The following is a 20085-nucleotide window of genomic DNA, read 5'->3' on the forward strand; positions in this document are numbered from 1 at the left end:
AATTTTAATCAGATTGTCAGAACGGTAAAGGAAAAATACGGAAATGGATTTACCAAATCATTTCGGGAGATGGCATCGTTAGAATTTGTGAAAACCCTGAAAGAAGAGCTTTGTAAAATGAATTTTATACGGATGGAAAAAGAGCGGCATGAAATAGTCATTTTCCCTATAATAGCTAAGATGACAGGCAGGTTTCCAGATACGTTTTTGAATAAAGGAGAAGTGTGAGTATGGAAAACAGTAAGTGGCAGGCAAATAAAATAGGCCTGATAAATTTTTGGTACTATGATGAGCAGGAGTTTTGTTTTGCGGATGGAAGGATGCTTCTGAGAGGATCAAATGGTTCTGGTAAATCGGTTACGATGCAAAGTGTGATACCGCTGCTGTTGGACGGAAATATGAGCCCGGAGCGGTTGGATCCTTTCGGCTCCAGAGATCGCAAAATGAGCAGCTATCTTCTGGAAGATGAGGATGAAAGAGAAGAACGGACCGGTTATCTGTATCTGGAATTTAAGCGCAGTGACAGTGACACTTTTCTGACTTTAGGGATGGGGCTGAGGGCGAGAAAAAGAAAACCTATGGATAAGTGGTATTTTTATATCTCAGACGGAAGGCGTATCAATAAGGATTTTTTTCTGTATAAGGAGCTTGATGAGAAGGTCACACTTACCAGGAAGGAACTGGAGTACCGGCTGAGAGAAGGCGGCGGAGTATTCGACCGCCAAATAGAATATATGGAGTATGTGAACAGGCAGATTTTTGGTTTTGAGACAGTGGACGAATATAAGGAGATGATTGATCTTCTGATTCAGCTGCGGACACCGAAACTTTCAAAGGATTTCAAGCCGTCAGTAATTAACGATATATTAAGTGACTCCCTGCAGGCACTGTCGGACGATGATCTGAGGCCAATGTCAGAAGCTATAGAAAACATGGATACTACATCTATGAATTTAAAATCTAAGCAGGAAAGCAGACAGGCAGCTGAAAAAATCCGAAAAGTATATGAGCAGTACAATTATGTTTTACTTTATCAGAAAGCAGCGGATTATGCGCGGGGGATTCGGCAGGATGAAAAACTAAAAAGTGAGATGGAGGAAAACGTAAGACAGATTGGCATCAGTGAAAAGAAAATAAGCGTCCTTTCGAAACAATACCAGACATTGGAGATCGAGCAGGTGACCCTTGATAAGGAAAAGGAATCACTAAATGCCAGTGATGCTGTTTATCTGAAAAAACAGGAGGGGGACCTTCAGGAGCGTATTAAGCAGAATCAGCAGAATATTCAGGAAAAGGAAAAACAGCTCATTACGAAAGAGGAACAGTATGTCCAGAACCGGGATAAGCAGAAAAAGCAAGAGGAACAGCAGGAGATTAAGCGGGACGAACTGCTTTCTATGATGGATGAAATGTCAGAATATGCAGAATTGATGGGATTTCAGGAACATGCATTTTTATGTGATGACCTGAAAAATAATCTGAAAAGCAGATATTCCTTTGATACTCATATGCTGCAGGCAGGGCAATGGAAGAAGAGGCTGGAAGAAGGCGTGGAGATCTTAAGGGAAGCGGATGAGAAGAGGCGCCGGTTGGATGAAGGTATAAAATTAATGGATGGGTGCAGACGGGATGCGGATGTCGTTGAACGCAGAGTAGCAGAGTGCAGGATGCTCTGTGCACAGGCACAAAATGAATATAAGGAAAGTATTTACGAATGGAGTGGGCGTAACCAGGAACTGATACTGGAGCAGGAAATCCTACGTATAATCAGCAGCTATGCGGATCGGTATGGGGATCAGTCTGATTATGGAACGGTTCGGCAGCTGGTAGCAGACTGCCAGATTTCTAAAAAAGAAGCATTGAGCGCAGGAAAACATGCTGTAACAGGAAGAAAGAAGGAAGTGAAAGAAAAACTGGACGCAGCAGTTTTGGAACTGCGGGAATGGGAGACAGCAAAAGAGCCGGAACCACCGCGCAGTGAAGCGGTTCTTCGCAGCCGTATGCATTTAAAAGAGATGGGGATTCCCTATCTGGAATTTTATAAGGTAATTGAATTTGATGCGGGTCTCAGTGCGGAAAAGTGCAATTATCTGGAAGAAGCATTGTTGGATATGGGGATTCTGGATGCACTTGTAATTGATGAGGAATACCGGGAAAAAGTGATGACAGCGGATCAGGGAATGTCTGATCGGTATCTGTTTGTACAAAAGCAGCGGGCTTCAAAAAGTTTACTGGATTTATTTAATGTGAATGAAGAAATGAATGATTTATTTTTTAATCAAAGAATTATTCGTATTCTGGAGAATATCGGATATGACAGTGAGGATTCTATAGCGGTTTATCCCGATGGCCGCTATCGGATGGGAGTGATTAATGGCACCATAACAAAAGACCATGAAGCTGAATTTATCGGCGTACATGCAAGAGAGCGCAGCAGACAGGCGAAGATAGCAGCTTTAAAGGATGAATGCCGCCAATTTGAAGAACAATTACAAGAGCTGGAAGCTGAGATTCTAAAATGGGACGACAGGCTGAGAAAACTGCAGCAGGAGTATAACGAATTTCCTTCTGATCAGGATCTGCATGCGGCATGGAGACTGAAAGAAGAAACGAACCGGGAATGGGAACGCCTGTTAGAAGAAGTAAAACGCCTGGAAGTGCAGGTAAATGAGATGACTGCTGCAATGCAGGAAATATGGAAGCAGGCAGCGGCGCTGGCGGAAAAATTGTATCTTCCCTGTGTATTGGAGCGTTTCTTAGAGGCAAAAACCGCTGCAGAAGAGTATTGGAAACAGCTTTATGAGTTAAAGGGAGGGCATTTCTCCTATATTCAAATGCAGATACGGGTGGAAGAACTGGGAGAAGTTCTGGATAATCTGGATTTGGATATGGACACCCTTCGATATGATGAAGGGAAGTATAGAAGAACTCTTTTACAGGAACAGGAAGAATTAAACTCCATACAGCAGCAGCTAAGCATGACTAATTATGAAGAGATACGGAAAAGACTAGATTATTGTATGAACCGCCTTATGAAGATTCCAAAAGAAAAGGAGTCTTGTGTGCAGGAAAGTACAGCGCTGCGAGCGCAGATCGGGCATATGCAGGAAGCGCTCGCGGCTCAGGAAAACTTAAAAGTAAGCATGGCGGACCAGATTGCATTTTTGAAGGCAGGATTTGAACAGGAACGCCGCCTTGGCTATGTGGAAGTAAAGGGGGATACACCCCAGGAGGCAGTGGAATCACTGGAAGACCGGGCAGGCAGTTTCGTAAAAGAGGATATATTAGCCAGACTGAATCAGGTTTACTTTGAGAACAGGGGATTTTTGACGGAGTATCAGCTAACGCAGACAACAATATTTGAAGAGTTAGAGGAAGCATTTCCGGAGATTGGAAGATCCGCAAAACGAATGGATATGTATGCTAAATTCCGTGGTACAAAGGTGAGCTTTCTTGAACTTTTAAAGTATCTGGATGAGGAAATTCTGGAACTGAATGAGCTGCTAAGGGCGGGAGACCGGGAATTATTTGAAGATATCCTGGCAAATACTATCAGCAGAAAGATACGCAGTAAGATGAATGCTTCCTTTGCCTGGGTAGAAAAAATGAACAAATTAATGGGGGCAATGAACACTTCCAGTGGATTAAAATTAAGCCTGCGCCTGAGAAGCAAAACTGCCGAAAATGAGAATCAGCTGGACACCAGCGAATTGGTGAAATTGCTGAAGAAAGATTACCGGGTAATGCGGGATGATGAAGCGGAAAGGCTTTCAGCTCATTTCAGATCAAAGGTGGAGGAAGCCAGACGCGGGGCTAAGGACAGCAATGGTATGATATCCTTTTATGGCGTTATGCGTGAAACGCTGGATTATCGGAAATGGTTTGAATTTCAATTATTTTACCAGAAGAGCGGGGAGAAAGTGAAGGAATTAACCAATAGCGTATTTGGTACCTTTAGTGGCGGAGAAAAAGCGATGTCTATGTATGTTCCTCTGTTTTCGGCTGTAGTGGCGAAGTACAAGGGTGCAAGGGAAGATGCGCCCAGAATGATTTCATTGGATGAAGCCTTTGCCGGTGTAGACAACCGGAATATCCGTGACATGTTCCGGCTTATGATGGAGTTTGAATTCAATTTTATTATAAATTCCCAGGTACTATGGGGCGATTGTGATACTTTAAATACGCTGGCGATCTATCAATTGCTGCGTCCTGAAAATGCAAAGTTTGTAACCGTTATGCCTTATTTATGGAACGGTAAAATCAAGGAGCTGATAGAGGATGAACACGATATGGAGAAAAGAGCTGCAGGAATGTAAGGAATATTTTAATGGAAATCCTGTTCTTGCGCATATGATGGAAGGGTTCCGTAAGAAGTATGCGTCTCTGGGCAGTGTAGGGGGAAGCGTTGTATTAGGGAAGTTGAGCAGAGAGGATATCGAAACTCTGGAAGGATTTTTTCGGAAAAACTATCATGGAAAAAAAAGGGTTGCGATATCAGCAAAGCGCCTGCAGGAGGCTATAGATAAAAGCAGATTTTCAGGTATTACATCAGAGGAATTGCTACGTTTTTATTTTCATGAAAATCTGATAAGCAAGCGAGAAGTCAGGTATGATGAGGAGCAGCGGCAGGAGAAAGCTTTTGCAGACATATGTATGCAATTTACCGGGAAACAGGCTGGTTACTGGCTGGAAAGCGTTAGGAAGGAAAACGGTAGCGCCTGGCAGCTACTCAAGCGCCGCTATAAAGCGGACAGATCCCAGATGCAGGAATTGTTAAAGAATGTCATGAATGCATGTGAAAAACTTCCTTATCAGGAACATAAATTTGAATATCTGGCTGTATTTGCATCCAGAGTGACGGGCAATCCTCACTATTTTGACGAAGGAAGCGATGGAGGAATCCTGTTCTATTCTCTCCTTACATGGGTCTGCAATAGCAATTTTCAAACAAATTCCTGCGGACAACCGGAAGAGTCAATGGAAGAGAAATCCATACGCCAGGCAGTTTTTCCAGCAATTCAGAAACAAAAAATATACCTTAGAGCAGGCATATTAAAGGATGATATATCCAATTATACTACAGTCTATGGGATACGTGCCTGGAAACAGAATGGAGACCTCCACGAAGGGGCAGAGGGATTTTACAAAGAGGAAGAAACGATGCAGGTAACACTTTCTGTCTTAGCTGGATGGGAAAGGGTGGAAAGTATAGCCGGCAGGCTCTATATTGTAGAAAATCCATCGGTTTTTGGGGTGCTGGCATCCCAAGCCCAGGGCAGATATTCCTGTATGTGCATGAATGGACAGCCCAAGCTGGCATCGGTACTTCTGATGGACAAACTTGCCCGGTCAGGGACATCCATTTACTATGCAGGTGATTTTGATCCGGAGGGGCTATGGATAGCTCAGCGGTTAAAAAATTATTATGGGGAAAAGTTACATTTTTGGCATATGGATTGTGCATGTTACGGTGAGGTTATCTCATCCAGACCGATTTCTGACAGAAGATTAAAGCTGCTTGAGCGGATTACGGATGAAGAATTAATGGCAGCGGCTGATAAAATGAAAGAGCTTAAAAGGGCCGGCTATCAGGAGGGATTATTGGAACTGTATCTGCAGGAACTGGAATGTCAGCCAGGGTAGATACTACTTATCCTAACAAGACATACGGAATCAATGAACAGATAAAATATCATTGTTACCGTATGTCTTTTCTATTGAAAAAATTTTCCCTTTTCCCTTCAAACAAATTCTCAATCCTCCTTTCTCCCACCTAAAAAAATTCAAAATTCCTTTTTGAATCACAACCCTTATACATTATACACAAAGAATATTCGGTAAAAACTGGAAAATACATCGCTAATTTGTATACTACTACTGAAAAAGAAATATTCTCCCGTTTATATGTTTAAAAAAGAAATTATTTTTGCTATAATGTATGCATCGTCCACATCCGTATTTGAGAAGGAGATTAGGAAACAGTGGTGAGAGGGGCTTGAAAAAGATTCGCCAAGGGAGGAGGGAGCATTGAGAGATCACCGTGGATGGGTTCGGTAGGGTTGATCAATGAAGAAAGATGAGGAATGAATATGAAGAGAGGAAACAAGGATAGCATGAAGAAAAAGATATCCAGGTATTTGTCGGTCATGATATGTATCTGTATGGTATTTCAGACGGCGTACCTTCCGGTGCAAGCGGGATCAGACAGCCTGAATGGCATTCAGATACAATCGGAAGGACAGGATAAGGCAGAACAGTTGCCTGAGACACGATCTGAGGCTCAGGTACAGAAAGAAGCGCCATCCGAAACAAAAATTCAGACAGAAACAGAGATTCAGACAGAATCCGAAGAAGCGCCAGAAACAGAGGTTCAGACAGAATCCAAAGCGGCACGGGAGACGGAAGTTCAGACAGAATCTGAGGCTGTAACAGAGACAGAGGTTCAGACAGAGACGGAAGCTGTAAAAGAGTCTGAAGCACAGTCGAAGAAATCAGCAGCTCCTCTGGAGACAACGGGAAATTTATTAGAAGATGTGAGAAGACAGGCACAGACTGATTTTGCAGGAGGTGTCAATGCCGATGCCCAGGCAGTAGACCTGAATCTCAGTGACAGAACTTTTGACGGAACAGCAGCAGGAGCCATTGATTATACATCTGAGGAATATGGCGGAGCAGACTCACCTTACCTGAAGGTGCCTAATAATCTCAGAACAAACGATATCGGCGGAAGTATTATTTTTAAATTCAAGACCAACACAAGTGGTGTAATTTTCGGGGCCGGAAGCTCCGACGCAGACGACGGCAACAATATGGTATTTGGAATCAATAATGCCGGAGAGCTGAGGGCTTATTTCCGAAATGACAAAAGCAATGGACTGAAAGCCAACTTATCGGTAAATTCCGTGAATTTAAAGGATAACAAATGGCATACCATTGCAGTCAGTTTTCATTCGGGACAGGCAGAGGATACTTATGTTGTAATCGATGGAAGTGATAACATTTACCCAAGTGGATGGTGGAGCAGCTGGAATCCGGGCTTTAATAAAAATGTAAATAATAGCCAGACTCCATATACGAACTTCAGTATTGGCGGCGGAATCTATAACGCAGCACCATTTTATTCCCTGGGTAATTTTAATGGAAAGATTGATTTTGTAACTGTAACAGATCAAAGCTTTACGGTTGCCCAATTAAAAGAAATGACTCAGAAGGCGCCCGATTTGAACGACTTCAGCGTTATGCAGGCGGCAGGAACGGCAAATACATGGTTAATGACAGGATCAGATACGGCTGTTCCAAAGTTTGACCAGGTGGGACCGGTTAAAAATTATGTAGGATTCTTTGAAGATAACCTGCGTGCAGGCGGAACCTACGTAGAACGTTCCCGTTTTGTATTTAATACGGCTCAGGCAGGGCTTACCATTTCCGAATTGAATTCAAAATATGACAAGCTTATCGACCAGTATGGTCCCAAGGCTGTGGGCATTATGGTAGACCGCAGCGATTATGAGAAGGGTGAGTCCGGTAAAGAGGCGTTCAAGGCGGATCTGAGGACATTGCTTGACAGGCTTTATGAGGATCAGAGAATCCCATTTATCATCACACCCGCACCGTCACTTTCCGATGAAGACAATGCCCTGATCAGCATTTATACGGAGGCTATTAATCAAGAGGCAGCAGTAAAAGAAACCGTGGTGGTGGATATCACAGGTCTGGATGCATCCTATCTGGATCCGGGCAATTATCTCACCGCACTTGGACACCAGGAGATTGCAAATACAATCAAAACAACCCTTGGCATCGGGCATACCACCGCATATACCGGATTTGATCTGCCGGTCAATCCTACGCTGTTAAAAGTGGATGCTTCTCCATCGGTACAGGTAAAAGCAGATCAGATCCAGGTAAATGCACCGGAAGGATATACGGATCTGGACTGGAGTTATGAACTGTCTTATGATGGTCAGGTAATTTCACGGGAACAGGCGGCGGCGCCATTTACCATTACCGGTCTGAAAACAGGAACAGAGTATGTACTTCGCATGACTTCTGACGAAGGAGACAGGAAACGTCAGTTAAAGGATGTCCGGTTTACGGCTGCTGAAAACGGACAGGCACAGGCGCTTTCACATGAAGACAGCAATGTGAACACCATTGAAGATCTGACAAATCTTCTGAACAGCCAGGAACCGGTTACTTACCTTTTCATGGGTGACAGCATTACCCATGGCGTGCTGACAAACGGGTATGATAATGTTCCGGAACTGTTTGAGAAATATTTAAAAGAGCAGGGCAGGCAGCAGGATGTGGTTATCAATACGGGGGTTTCCAATGCGACAGTGTCTACGACACTGGATCAGATTGACAGAAGGCTGAATCAATTCCATCCCGATGTCGTTATGGTTATGCTGGGTACCAATGATGCATCTACAAGAGGAGAAGTGGCAGGTTCTGCGGCTACCGGATTCACCGTGGAAGAGTTTAAGAATAATTATAAGGAACTGGTTCGGGATATTTATCAGAATAATCCAGGCAGCTATATTGTGTTAAGAGTTCCCTGTGACATGAACCCGGATGAACCGAGAAAAAATTATAAAGAATATTTCAATGCCATTTATGATGTGGAACAGGATATGAAGGCGGAGATCGAAGGTATTAAGATTACCGTAATTGACCATTTGAAAAACTGGACTGCATACGGGGAAAATGTCAGAAATGATTTCCTGAATACGGGCAGCAATGGATGGTTAGTAGATAATGTCCATCCAAATGGACGGGGTAATATGGCAATGTTCCAGCAGATTTTGAAGGAAACAGGGCTCTATAAGAATGATTCTGCAGTCTCTAATTATTCTTATAAATTCAGTGACTGGACAGATAGTTCCACCATAGCAGCAGAAGTTACCTTTGACGGTACAAAGAAAGAGGCTTCTTTTGATCCGTCTGCACTTGCGGCTTATGAAAATGGCATGCAGGATGTAACGGTAAGTATAACAGATGTAAATGGAGTGGCTATTTCCAAAACAAGTAACTATGGATCAGAAGGAATGAAGATTAAAGTTCCGGAAGATTTTATTCCATACTCTGCAAAGGTAACAGGCACAGATGCAAAGAACCACAAAGAGATTACATTTGCTGCAACCCTGAAAATGACAGGCGATCCGGAGTGTACCTGCGAGATCAGCAACCTGGTATTTGCAGACAGAGAAATTGTAATACCCCAGGATAAAGACAGTATGGAAATCAGTTTAGCGGCATCTGGCGACATTACCGGTGACTGCAAGGCAGAAGGCCACAGCAGTAAAACCATTACCTATGTCTTTGAAAAAGCAGAAGATCAGCAGAATATCGGCACGATCCGGCAGAATAAACTGACAGTCAGCAAGGCAGGTACCATGAAAGTACGGGTAAATGCACTGGTTCCCGGCACAGTAGCATCGGCAGAGAAGACAGCCGTATTTACTGTTAAAAAAGAGGGGCAGGACCCTGCAGTACTGTTTCAGAAATCAGAAGTGAAAATTGCAAACGGCGTTCCAACCAGCCCGGTTGATTATACCGGAGCACTTGATAAACTAAAGGGTCTGACCCAGGGAACAGTTACCGTTCGGTTTAAAAAGACCGAAACAGGCCTGATGAGTCTGTTCAGTGTATCAAATAATACGCAGAATGCAACGCATACCCATGTTTATGTAAACGATGGTACTGTGGGCTATGAAGTCCGCAATAACAATACCAATGTCAATGTGGCATCATCCAGCGTAAACAATATGACCAGAGATGAGTGGCATACGGTAACCTATGTATTTGCACCAACCGGTACATCGGTGTATTTTGACGGAGAAAGAGTAATTAATAACACGGATACAGGATTTGTCAGCAGTAGCCAGGGTGTAAATACCGTTGACCTTGGCAAAACACAGCGTTCGGGCGGAGGTAATCAGTATCCTTTCACCGGCAGTATCAGCTATATCGAAGTGAGATCGGATCTGTTAACCCAAGAGCAGATAACCGATATCCATAAAGTGACACTGAGAGAAGAGAAAGAAGCAGAGCTGCCAAAAGATGCATTTAAATCAGCGGATCAGCAGTTATTCTACAACGGATACAAGGGATCGGCGTCACACCGGATACCAAGCCTGCTTACTACAAGGAATGGCGTTGTGCTGGCAGCGATTGATAAACGCCAAAGCGGACCGGGGGATCAGGGAAATATCGATACGGCAATAAGGAGAAGTTTCGATAACGGAAAGAACTGGACAGACGGACAGACCATCATTAACTTACCGGCAGGACAGCAGCAGCATTCCCTGACAATAGATGCAGCGATGGTAGAGGATGAGGTAAACGGCAGAGTCTTTCTGCTGGTAGATATGTTCCCGGAATCAAAAGCAGCGATGGATACCTCCCTTTTGGAAAAAGGATCCGGATATAAGCAGGTAGGGGATAAATCATATTGTATTTTAAGAGATTATGAAAGTGTACTGAATACTACCCATAATTATACCAAGACCTATACAATTCGTGAACACGGAGAAGTATGGCTGGAAGGTGCAGAGGAAGCAGATGCAAGGCCAACAGACTATACCGTACCGGATTTCAGTACCGGTGAATTATTCAAAGATGATAAACCGGCAGGCAACATCTTCCTTTATACAGGTTCCAATGCAGGAGAATTAAAAGTTGTCCGCAACATGAGAATCTGGAGCACATACAGCGATGATGACGGAGAAACATGGTCAAAACCCGTAGATTTAACACCGATGATCAAAGAAGACTGGATGCTGTTCTGTGGAACAGGACCTGGCGTGGGGATCCAGGTGAAAAAGGGTGAGCATGCGGGACGTCTGATTGTTCCCATCTATGTGGCAAACCAGAACTGGACATCCGCCCAGGCAGCTACCAGTATTTACAGTGATGATTACGGCGTTACCTGGCAGCGTACCCAGATGTCTCCTCTTGAGGCAGCCGGGACCGATCTTTCTACAATGAATAACGGCGGTGCTATCTTAACGGAGTCCCAGATTGTGGAGATGAATGACGGAACACTGATTCAGTTTTGCAGGAATGTATCCGGAAGCCTGAAATATTCAATCAGCACGGATTCGGGAACTACCTGGGGGGAACCTGTCCGGGATGCGGGTGTACCAGAAGTTTATTGTCAGTTAACAGCAACCCATTACCCGGAAAAGATTGATGGAAAAGAAGCCATTATTTTAGCAAATCCAAATGGACCTGCAAGAAACAACGGTATGGCCAGAATCGGGCTATATAATCCGGAGGACAAGACATTTGAGTGGAAATACTGCCAGCTGGTAAAAAGCGGAAGCTATGCCTATTCCTGTCTGTCTATCCTTCCAGATGGAAATATCGGGTTATTTTATGAAGGTGACAATCAGACAATGGAGTACACCAGCTTCAATGTGGAATGGATTAAGGCGGATTTAACAGTACCGATGAAAGAACCGGTAATCGAAAATGTAGCAATGGAGAAGAGTGATAACCAGATTGAATTTACGGTTGACTTTGATTCCTATATGATCAAAACCGGAAATCCCGTACTGAAGTTTAACATGGACGGCGTGCCAAAAGAAGCTGTCTATGTATCGGGAAATACCACAAAGCAGTTTGTATTCCGCTATACCGGAATTACGCAGATCACCACAGGGCTGACAGTTACAAACGTAGGTGTAACAGCAGCAGATGCAGATAGTGAAATTGGAAATGCACTCTGTATGCTTCCGTTAGAAAGTGAATTTAAATTTGCACCGGACGGAACACCGGAATGTACCTGTAAAATAGAAGATATTGGATTACTGCCGGAAGAAATAATGATCCCTGCAAAAGTAGATGAATATACGGCAGAACTTACCGGAACCATGAAAGAAAGCACCTGCGCAAAAGAAGGACATACCTTCCGTCCAGTCTATACTTACACCGTAGCGGATGCGGGAGAGACGGGGGCGGTCATTACTGGCAGCAAATTAAAAGTATTCGGGGCAGGCGTTGTAAAGATAAACGTTGCCGCTGAGTTAAATGGCAAAACAGGAAATGCGGACTGCACCATCACCGTGGCGAAAGCAGAACCCGGAGAAACGGTAAACCAGCCGCCGGCAGCCAAAGACCCCATGCCGAATCAGGAAGTAAACAGCCTGAAAGGAACCACATTTACGGCACAGGATATTGCAGAAGATCCGGACGGAGATACCATTACCATTACAAAAATCGTTTCAGAGCCGGATTCCTTTATCATTACAGAATTATCGGAGGGCATCGTATCCCTTTATGGCTCTAATAAAGGAACCAGCCGGATGATGGTAAATGTTTCAGACGGAAAAAATGTTTCTACAATTGTAGTTCCGATTACGGTAACAGAAGAAGGCAGCTATGATAAGACGGATTATCTGTCCGACCATGATTATTTAGATAAGGCTAACTCCTCTGTAGGTTACTGGGAAGGAACCGGTGACAAGATCAAGGTGGATACCAACCAGGATGGCGGTACGATGTCCTTACTGGATGAGAATGGAAACCGGGTATCCTTTAACAAAGGTTACGGAGCACACTGTACCTCTACATTAATTTTCAATCTGCCGGAGGGCCATAATTATAAGAAATTTGAAACTTATTATGGAATTGATGCAAGTAAACCGGCAGTGGCAGCAGTTACCTTTAAGATTACCGTAGATGGAACGGTGGTACACACCAGTGATAAAGCTTTACAGTCCACATCTCCAATGGGATTTGCTTCCGTTGACATTTCCGGGGCAAAAACTATGAAATTAGAAGCGATTGCAAAAGACGGCAATATCGGAAGCGGACATTCCCAGTGGTCAGGGTGTAAACTGGTCAGCCAGGAGGATCCTTCCAATGTGACCGATAAGTCCGTTCTTGAGAAAAAGATTGCAGAAGCAAAGGCAATCAAAGGAGATGAGTACGCACAGGCTTCTTATAAGAATTTATTAGATGCCATTGATCGTGCACAGGAAGTCCTGGATGCACAGGACACAGAACAGCTTGAGGTATTCCAGCAGCTGCAGGCATTAAAAGCGGCAGTCAAAGGACTGGAAAAAGCAGTTCCGGCAGATCAGGTTACGGTGAGCCTGAAAACACTCAGCCTGGAAGTTGGAGAAGGCAGAAGACTGTATGCGGATGTGACTACGAATGACGGAAAGGCATCAAACGATCAGATCACCTGGTCATCCAGCCGCCCGGAAATTGCAGAAGTATCTGCAAACGGCAAGGTGACGGCTGTAGCATCGGGCAAAGCTGTAATTACAGCCACATCCACCAGTGGAAAAGCAGACAGCTGTACCGTTACGGTAAAGGGCTGCACCTGTGAACTTCAGGCACCGGTATTTGCAGATCAGAAAGTTACAATACCTTATCTGGAATCCAGCAGACAGATCGAGCTGAAGGCAGAAGCAGCCCTTACGGGAGACTGCCAGATGCCGGGACATGCAGACCAGGATATCACTTACACCTATGTGATTACCGAAGATCCGGATGGAATTGGAAGTATCAAAGGGAATATGCTGACAGTTTCCGGTGCCGGAACCGTGAAAGTTACGGTAACCGCCAATGTCAATGATAAGACAAGTACAACGTCTGCAATATTCTCCATCAGTAAGGAAGAAGCTCCAATCCCTGAAAAGTACACGGCAGCATTTACAGGCGGTGAAGGAGCTGAAGGAACGGCTCCCTCAGCAATACAGGCAGAGGCACAGACGAAGATCACCCTGCCGAAAAATACATTTACAAAGAACGGCTGTCTGTTTATCGGATGGTTTGACGGTACCAGAGTTTATCACGCAGACACCCAGTATACAATGCCAGATAGAAACATCACATTTACGGCACAGTGGCAGAAAAAAGAAGATCCGAAACCTGTGACATATAAGCTGACATTTGATGCCCGAGGCGGAAAAGTAAGTCCGGATTCCATAACAGTCACACAGGGAACCGTTTATGGAACGCTTCCGGTACCAACCAGAGACGGTTACAGCTTTAACGGCTGGTTTACCGCAGTATCAGGCGGTGCCCAGATCAAGGCTGGACAGGTATGCAGTCTGAAAGCCAATACAACCGTGTATGCCCAGTGGACACAGCTTACACTGAAAAAGCCTGCTAAACCAACCGGCGTAAAAGCTTCCCAAAATAAATCAGGAAGCATCCGCATCAGCTGGAAGAAAGCATCCAATGCAACGGGTTATATCGTATATCGGTATAACAGCAGTTCAAAGAAGTGGAGTAAAATTAAGACCACAAAAGACACCAGCTATGTGAACACCGGATTAAAATCAGGTACAGATTATAAATACAAGGTAAAAGCTTACAGCCAGCTTGGAAAAGAAAAGAAGTACAGCTCTTATTCCTCTGTAATGAAGACCTCGACGGCGCCTGCAAAACCGCGTCTGATTCAGGCAAAGAAAGCAGGAAAAGGAAAAGTGGCTCTGAAGTGGAATAAAAAGTCAGGTACGGATGGATTTGTAATTTATATGAAGACCAATAATGGAGAGTACAAAAAGATTGCATCCAAATCGGCAAAGACTTTATCTTACACTAAAACCGGACTGAAGAAAGGCAGAAGCTACCGGTTTAGAATAAGAGCGTATCATAAGGTTGGAAATAAAAAGGTTTATAGTTCTTATTCAGCAAGTAAAAGCGTAAAATTCTAAATGAAACAGGAAAAGGAGCAGGTCCCAGTGGCCTGCTCTTTAAGTGGTAAAGTGCTCAGAGGAAAGCTGTTATACCTGATGTTAAGGTATGGCAGTTTTTTTAGTTTGGATAGAGGTAACTATAAATGTTATACAAAATCTATAGTCTGGATGATTGAAGAGAACAAATGAAATGTGGATAATGGTTTTATAATCAAAAACTCCGCTGCAGGCAGCGGGGTATTTGATCCTCGCGGCAGTCGCCAAATGGACGCGCCTGCGTGTCCGTTTGACTCGTTGCTCGCGGGAATAAAGATTCATTGGAATGGAGGATATAAAATGAGTGATTACACACCGGTAAATTTAAGATGTGAATATGAAACCAATCCATTGGGAGTACAGAACATAACACCGCTTTTTAGCTGGCAGGTTATATCATCGGAAATGGGAGGATATCAGAGTGCTTATCAGATTGTAGCTGCATCTTCGGAGGAAAACCTCAGTCAAGAGGTGTACGATATCTGGAATACAGGAAAGATAATAAGCAGGCTCTGTTATGGAATATCCTATGCAGGTGCTCCCCTTAAAAGCGCCCAAAGAGTTTATTGGGCAGTACGCATCTGGAATCAAAAAAATGAGGTATCTGTTTTCAGTGCATCTGCCTGGTTTGAAATGGGGCTGCTGGCAGAAGATGATTGGAAAGGTAACTGGCTGAGTTTTCTTGGGGGATTGATCGGTAATGGCTTATTAATGAGATATTCTTTTGCAAGCCAGAAAAAGAAAATCAATAAGGTAAGGATGTATATATGCTGCGTTGGATACTATGAACTTCGTATCAACGGGCATAAGGTTGGAGATAAACTGCTGGATCCCGCAGCTACGGATTATAGCAAAACTTTGTTGTATTCCAGTTATGACGTAACAGAAAATATAAGAAATGGACAGAATGTAATTGGTATTATCCTTGGAAGCGGATGGGCAGGTCAGCCCAAAGTACTGGCACAATTAAATATTGAATATGAAGACGGCAGCGTGCAGGAAGAAGTTACAGATTGGGGAATTGGGTGGTGTGTAGCAAAAGGTCCGATCCTTTATAACAGCATTTATGACGGAGAAGATTATGATGCACGGCTGGAAAAAGACGGGTGGGATACGCCGGAATACGAAACAGTGTTTTTAAAAGAACATCAACGTCCGGGTGGATGGATTCTGGCTACGGTGGCAGAACATCCGGGAGGAAAGCTGACAGGAGAATTGCTTCCGCCTATTAAAATTGTAAAATGTCTTGTGCCGAAATATGTAAAGACCCTGGAAGACGGACGTCTTCTCTATGATGCAGGCATGAATCTCACAGGCTGGGTGAAGCTAGAAGTGTCTGGTGAGAGAGGCGCAAAAGTAGAGATGTCTTTTGCGGAAGAACTAAATGAGCAGGGGGATCTGGACAAAGTTCCACTGAGATTGGCAAGATGTAAAGATTCCTATATACTCCGGGGAGATAAGAGAACAGAAGAATATGCTCCCCGATTTACCTATCATGGATTTCGGTATTTTACAGTAGAGCAGCAGGGAAATGCAGAGATACATCATTTAACCGTCGAGCATATAAGAAGTGATTTAAGTGAAAATGCAATCTTTCAATGTGATAATGAACTGTTAAACCGGATGGCTAAAGTAATGAAACATACTGATGCCTGTAATCTGATGGGAATTCCTACAGACTCATCTCAGAGAGATGAGCGCCATGGCTGGACGACAGATACGACTTCCAGAGCGGAAGGGTGTACATACCACTTTGATATGGGGAGCTTTTTTGAGAAATGGGCAAGGGATGTATATGATACCCAGGATAAAAAAGGATATTTTGCAGATACTGCACCCTTTCGATGGGGGCGCCGGCCGTGTGATCCACAGGTCAATACACCCATCAGTCTGATCTTATTAATGTATCAGATGTATGGTAATAAAAGGATAGTAGAAGAGAGTTATGAAGGGATGATTCGTTACCTGAAAGCCTTGCTAAAAGAGGCGGATCAATACTTGATTTCACGTACCGGTTTTGGTGAATGGGCATGTCCCAAGGGAGAATGTTACCCGGAAGAATATGGCGCGGGCGCTGTTTCAAAAAATGTGACGGCAACGTTAGTATCTACCGCATATCTGTATTATTCCATTTCCCAGATAAAACAAATGGCAGTAATTCTGGGAAATGGGGATGCAGCCTTCTTAGATGCATTACAAAAGACGGTTTTTGAAAAATACAATAGCTGTTTCTACAACGAGAATACAGGTCAGTATGATAAAGGAAGCCAGAGTGCCAATGCGCTGTCTTTAGATCTTGGGTTGGTACCCGAAGAGGAATGTAAAAAAGTTGTGGCTAATATTGTGAATAATGTAAAAGAGCACCAATATCATATGACCACTGGAAATATGGGGACTAAATCCCTTATTGAGGTGTTATGCCGTAATGAAAAGGATGATGAAGCATACCGGATTATGACATCCACTACATCTCCGGGATTTGGCTATATGTTAGCAAAAGGAGCAACAACTATATGGGAACGATGGGAAGCGGATAGGGATAATAATATCATGAATTCCAGAAATCATCCTATGCTGGCAGCAGCTTGTGTATGGTTCTATAAATACCTGGGTGGAATACAAATTGAAACTGATAAGCAGGGTCTGCAGAAGTTAAAAATAGTTCCATCTGTACCGGAGGAGTTGAACCGGGTCGAAGCGGAGATGAACATTTTAAATGGACATGTAAAAGTATCATGGAAAAAAGAACAGGGAAAATTTGTTCTGAATGTCACCATACCATTTAATACTTCAGCAAAAATTCATTTTCCAAAGAAGTGTGGAAAGATAAAGGCGATGGTCTGCAATGGAGTTAATTATAAACCAGATAAAGAGGAAGAGACGGCATCCTGCTTTATTTATGAGACAGGAAGCGGAAACTATATTTTTACAGCAGATAATGAATGAAAGGGGAAAAGGAGTGCTTGTTTAACAGGCATCCCGGATAAGCAATGAACGATACGATAAAAAATAACAATTTAAAAATAGAATGTGGAAATTCTCCTTATGAAGAACGAATTTATCTATTAGGAGATGAGGGAGAAAAACTGGTTTTAAAATCATTTCCATATGTGACAACACTTCAGGATGAACGTCCCTATGCAATATTTTATCAGGAAGACACAGAGACAGCATCTATTGAGCAGAAGGACGGAAACATAAGAATCCGGTTAGAACATCCGGATTATACGGTTATCCGTGAAATTAGTTTAGATCAAATACTGAGAAAGGGGGAGAAAAAAAGCGTAAATAAATATAATAATATAGTTAATTTCCGTATTACACTACAGGCAAAACGCAAATTAGGATTTCGGGCAATCGAGGATAAATGGAATTATATGATACCAAAGAGAGAAACAGACACACCGTCTGAAGGTCCTCTGGACTTTGTCTGGAGCCAAAGAATTAAAACATTTATGACAGATATAGTATCACATTATAACTTCCGTACTCCCATTGTAATGATGCAGCAAAAAGAAGTATTTGCAGGAATAATAGCGGGACTTGAAGATGTGACAGAAGATGATTTATGCAGAATGCCTCTGGGGATGGACTTAAATGTAACAGAAAATGAACATCCCTGGATATCCTATGGGGGGATAGGAATTCGTGGCGTGGAGCCCGATCAGCCCTGTGAGGCCGGGCATACACATATAGTAAGAGGAAGTGATATCTCTTTTGTACAGATTCATTTAGAAAAAGGAGACAGCTATACATACTGTTATTCCGCCATGGTTAGCCAGGAAAAGGAAAAACTGGGATATCAAAGTGCAGTTAGCTATATATGGGACAGATACAAAGAATATCGGGAAGAATCTTTTGAGGATCTTTATGAAAATGTCCGTTTTCCGGAAATTTACTCATTGCGGGATTGGGAAAATGAAATTTGGGATAAACAGGCCATTAGAGATTATTATACATATGAAAAAGAGAATAAAACGGTTGGTGCGGTGACAGGAAAAAGGCAGGGTGAATGGTTTAGCCGTACAGATTATAAACATGACGCATGGTTTGCCTGCTGGCTTCAGGAACTGGTCACTGGTTATGGAATGTATCGCTATGGAGAAAAGACGGGAAACCGGGAATGGAAAGTCCGTTCCGAGCAGATTTTAAATCTGATTCTGTCTGCACCTCAAACCAAAGGAATGTTTCCGGTTATATGCTATTTGGAGCGTGATGGGACAGAGACCTGGCTGAGAGATGATGGATGGGCAGGTTATTACAATGAATTTCATACGCTTCAGATGTCTTATACAGCCTGGCTGATGCTCTGCTGGGCCAAGAAGTTATTTCCAAAGAGGCAATCGGATATCCTGGATTTCTGTATTCCATATGGTGAATTTTTGGTTTCTGTTCAGCACAAAGATGGGTGTATACCATCCTGGTTTAATGAAAATGGTGAACCCAGCAGATTACAATTCCGGGATTTTAATGCAGAAACATCAGCAAGTGTGCTATTTCTTCTGGAACTGGGAGAGATAACAGGAGATATCCGTTATAGGAACGGCGGTATGCTGGGGATTGATTTTATTGAAAAACAGGTACGTCCACGGCAGAGATGGGCAGATCTGGAAACATTTCTATCCTGTGCAAAAAAATCTTTTTCATTTTATGACGGATATACGGCACAGTATCCACAGTGCAACCTGTCTGCTATTTTTGCATCTATAGCTTATTTAAAAAAATATAGAATTACGGGATCTTTTGAGGACAGGAAAAAAGCAGAAGAAGTGACAGATTATCTTCTTCTCACCCAGCAGGTATGGAACCATCCTGGCATCCGCATCGACACATATGGTGGGTTTACCGTTCAAAACACAGACAATGAATGGAACGATGCAAGAGAAGCCATTTGTGCAATGCTTTTATATGAATATTATCTGGATACGGGTAAATGGGAGTACCTGGAACGGGCTGTGGCTGCAATGCAGGACGGTTTTCAAAATCTGCCATTTGAAAACTGGGCACATTGCGGATATGAAGGGATGCAGTATGATTCCAGCCTTTTATGGGGAAGCGGTATCATTTTAGCTGCGGCAGAATATCTGGATGAAAGAATGGAATTGATCTCTGTTGATCCGAAAGAAAAAAAGGCGTTGGGGATCTGGGGAATTATTATTAAGGATCTTTTCATTGAAGGAAATCAAATCCGCATACAGGCGAAGATACCGGAACGCCTGAAGGGAAGTAAAATCGGCGTAAAGGTTTATGGGGATGGTGAAGATAAATATAAGGTAACGCTTATCGAGTTATAGTGAGGACAATAAAAGAGGACATCGTGTTAATTTAGCGCGATGTTCTCTTTTTGTAATCATAAATATGGACTGGGAGCTTTGGATTTTTCGGTATCCGT

General features: G+C 43.2%; 6 protein-coding genes. All 6 read left to right on the forward strand.

Annotation, left to right across the window (positions count from 1 at the left end; translation table 11 throughout):
* Positions 1 to 228: DUF2398 family protein (locus tag ACH2DQ_RS04490; RefSeq protein WP_395025732.1), on the forward strand; the 228-nt coding region annotated here is incomplete at its 5' end.
* A 2-nt stretch (positions 229 to 230) separates the two neighbouring features.
* Positions 231 to 4316, forward strand: a complete 4086-nt coding sequence (locus ACH2DQ_RS04495; protein ID WP_394913768.1) for a TIGR02680 family protein — start codon at positions 231 to 233, stop codon at positions 4314 to 4316.
* Positions 4279 to 5643 (forward strand): TIGR02679 domain-containing protein, encoded by a 1365-nt coding sequence (locus ACH2DQ_RS04500; protein ID WP_394913769.1) that lies wholly within the window; start codon positions 4279 to 4281, stop codon positions 5641 to 5643. Before ACH2DQ_RS04495 ends, ACH2DQ_RS04500 begins: the two co-directional genes overlap by 38 nt.
* 446 nt (positions 5644 to 6089) lie before the next feature.
* Positions 6090 to 14675 carry a GDSL-type esterase/lipase family protein gene (locus ACH2DQ_RS04505; protein WP_394913770.1) on the forward strand — a complete coding sequence of 2862 codons (8586 nt, stop codon included), beginning with the start codon at positions 6090 to 6092 and terminating at the stop codon, positions 14673 to 14675.
* Between the two features lie 318 nt (positions 14676 to 14993).
* Entirely contained in the window at positions 14994 to 17639 is a 2646-nt protein-coding gene (locus ACH2DQ_RS04510; protein WP_395025735.1) for a family 78 glycoside hydrolase catalytic domain, read from the forward strand.
* A 44-nt stretch (positions 17640 to 17683) separates the two neighbouring features.
* Positions 17684 to 19987 (forward strand): hypothetical protein, encoded by a 2304-nt coding sequence (locus tag ACH2DQ_RS04515; RefSeq protein WP_394913772.1) that lies wholly within the window; start codon positions 17684 to 17686, stop codon positions 19985 to 19987.
* Positions 19988 to 20085: the final 98 nt, after the last annotated feature.

It is taken from the genome of Robinsoniella sp. (assembly GCF_034124845.1).

What these genes read in the sequence shown, in the direction of transcription:
- ACH2DQ_RS04495 (WP_394913768.1), top strand. Translation starts at nt 231, where the DNA reads ATGGAAAACAGTAAGTGGCAGGCAAATAAAATAGGCCTGATAAATTTT.
- ACH2DQ_RS04500 (WP_394913769.1), top strand. Translation starts at nt 4,279, where the DNA reads ATGAACACGATATGGAGAAAAGAGCTGCAGGAATGTAAGGAATATTTT.
- ACH2DQ_RS04505 (WP_394913770.1), top strand. Translation starts at nt 6,090, where the DNA reads ATGAAGAGAGGAAACAAGGATAGCATGAAGAAAAAGATATCCAGGTAT.
- ACH2DQ_RS04510 (WP_395025735.1), top strand. Translation starts at nt 14,994, where the DNA reads ATGAGTGATTACACACCGGTAAATTTAAGATGTGAATATGAAACCAAT.
- ACH2DQ_RS04515 (WP_394913772.1), top strand. Translation starts at nt 17,684, where the DNA reads ATGAACGATACGATAAAAAATAACAATTTAAAAATAGAATGTGGAAAT.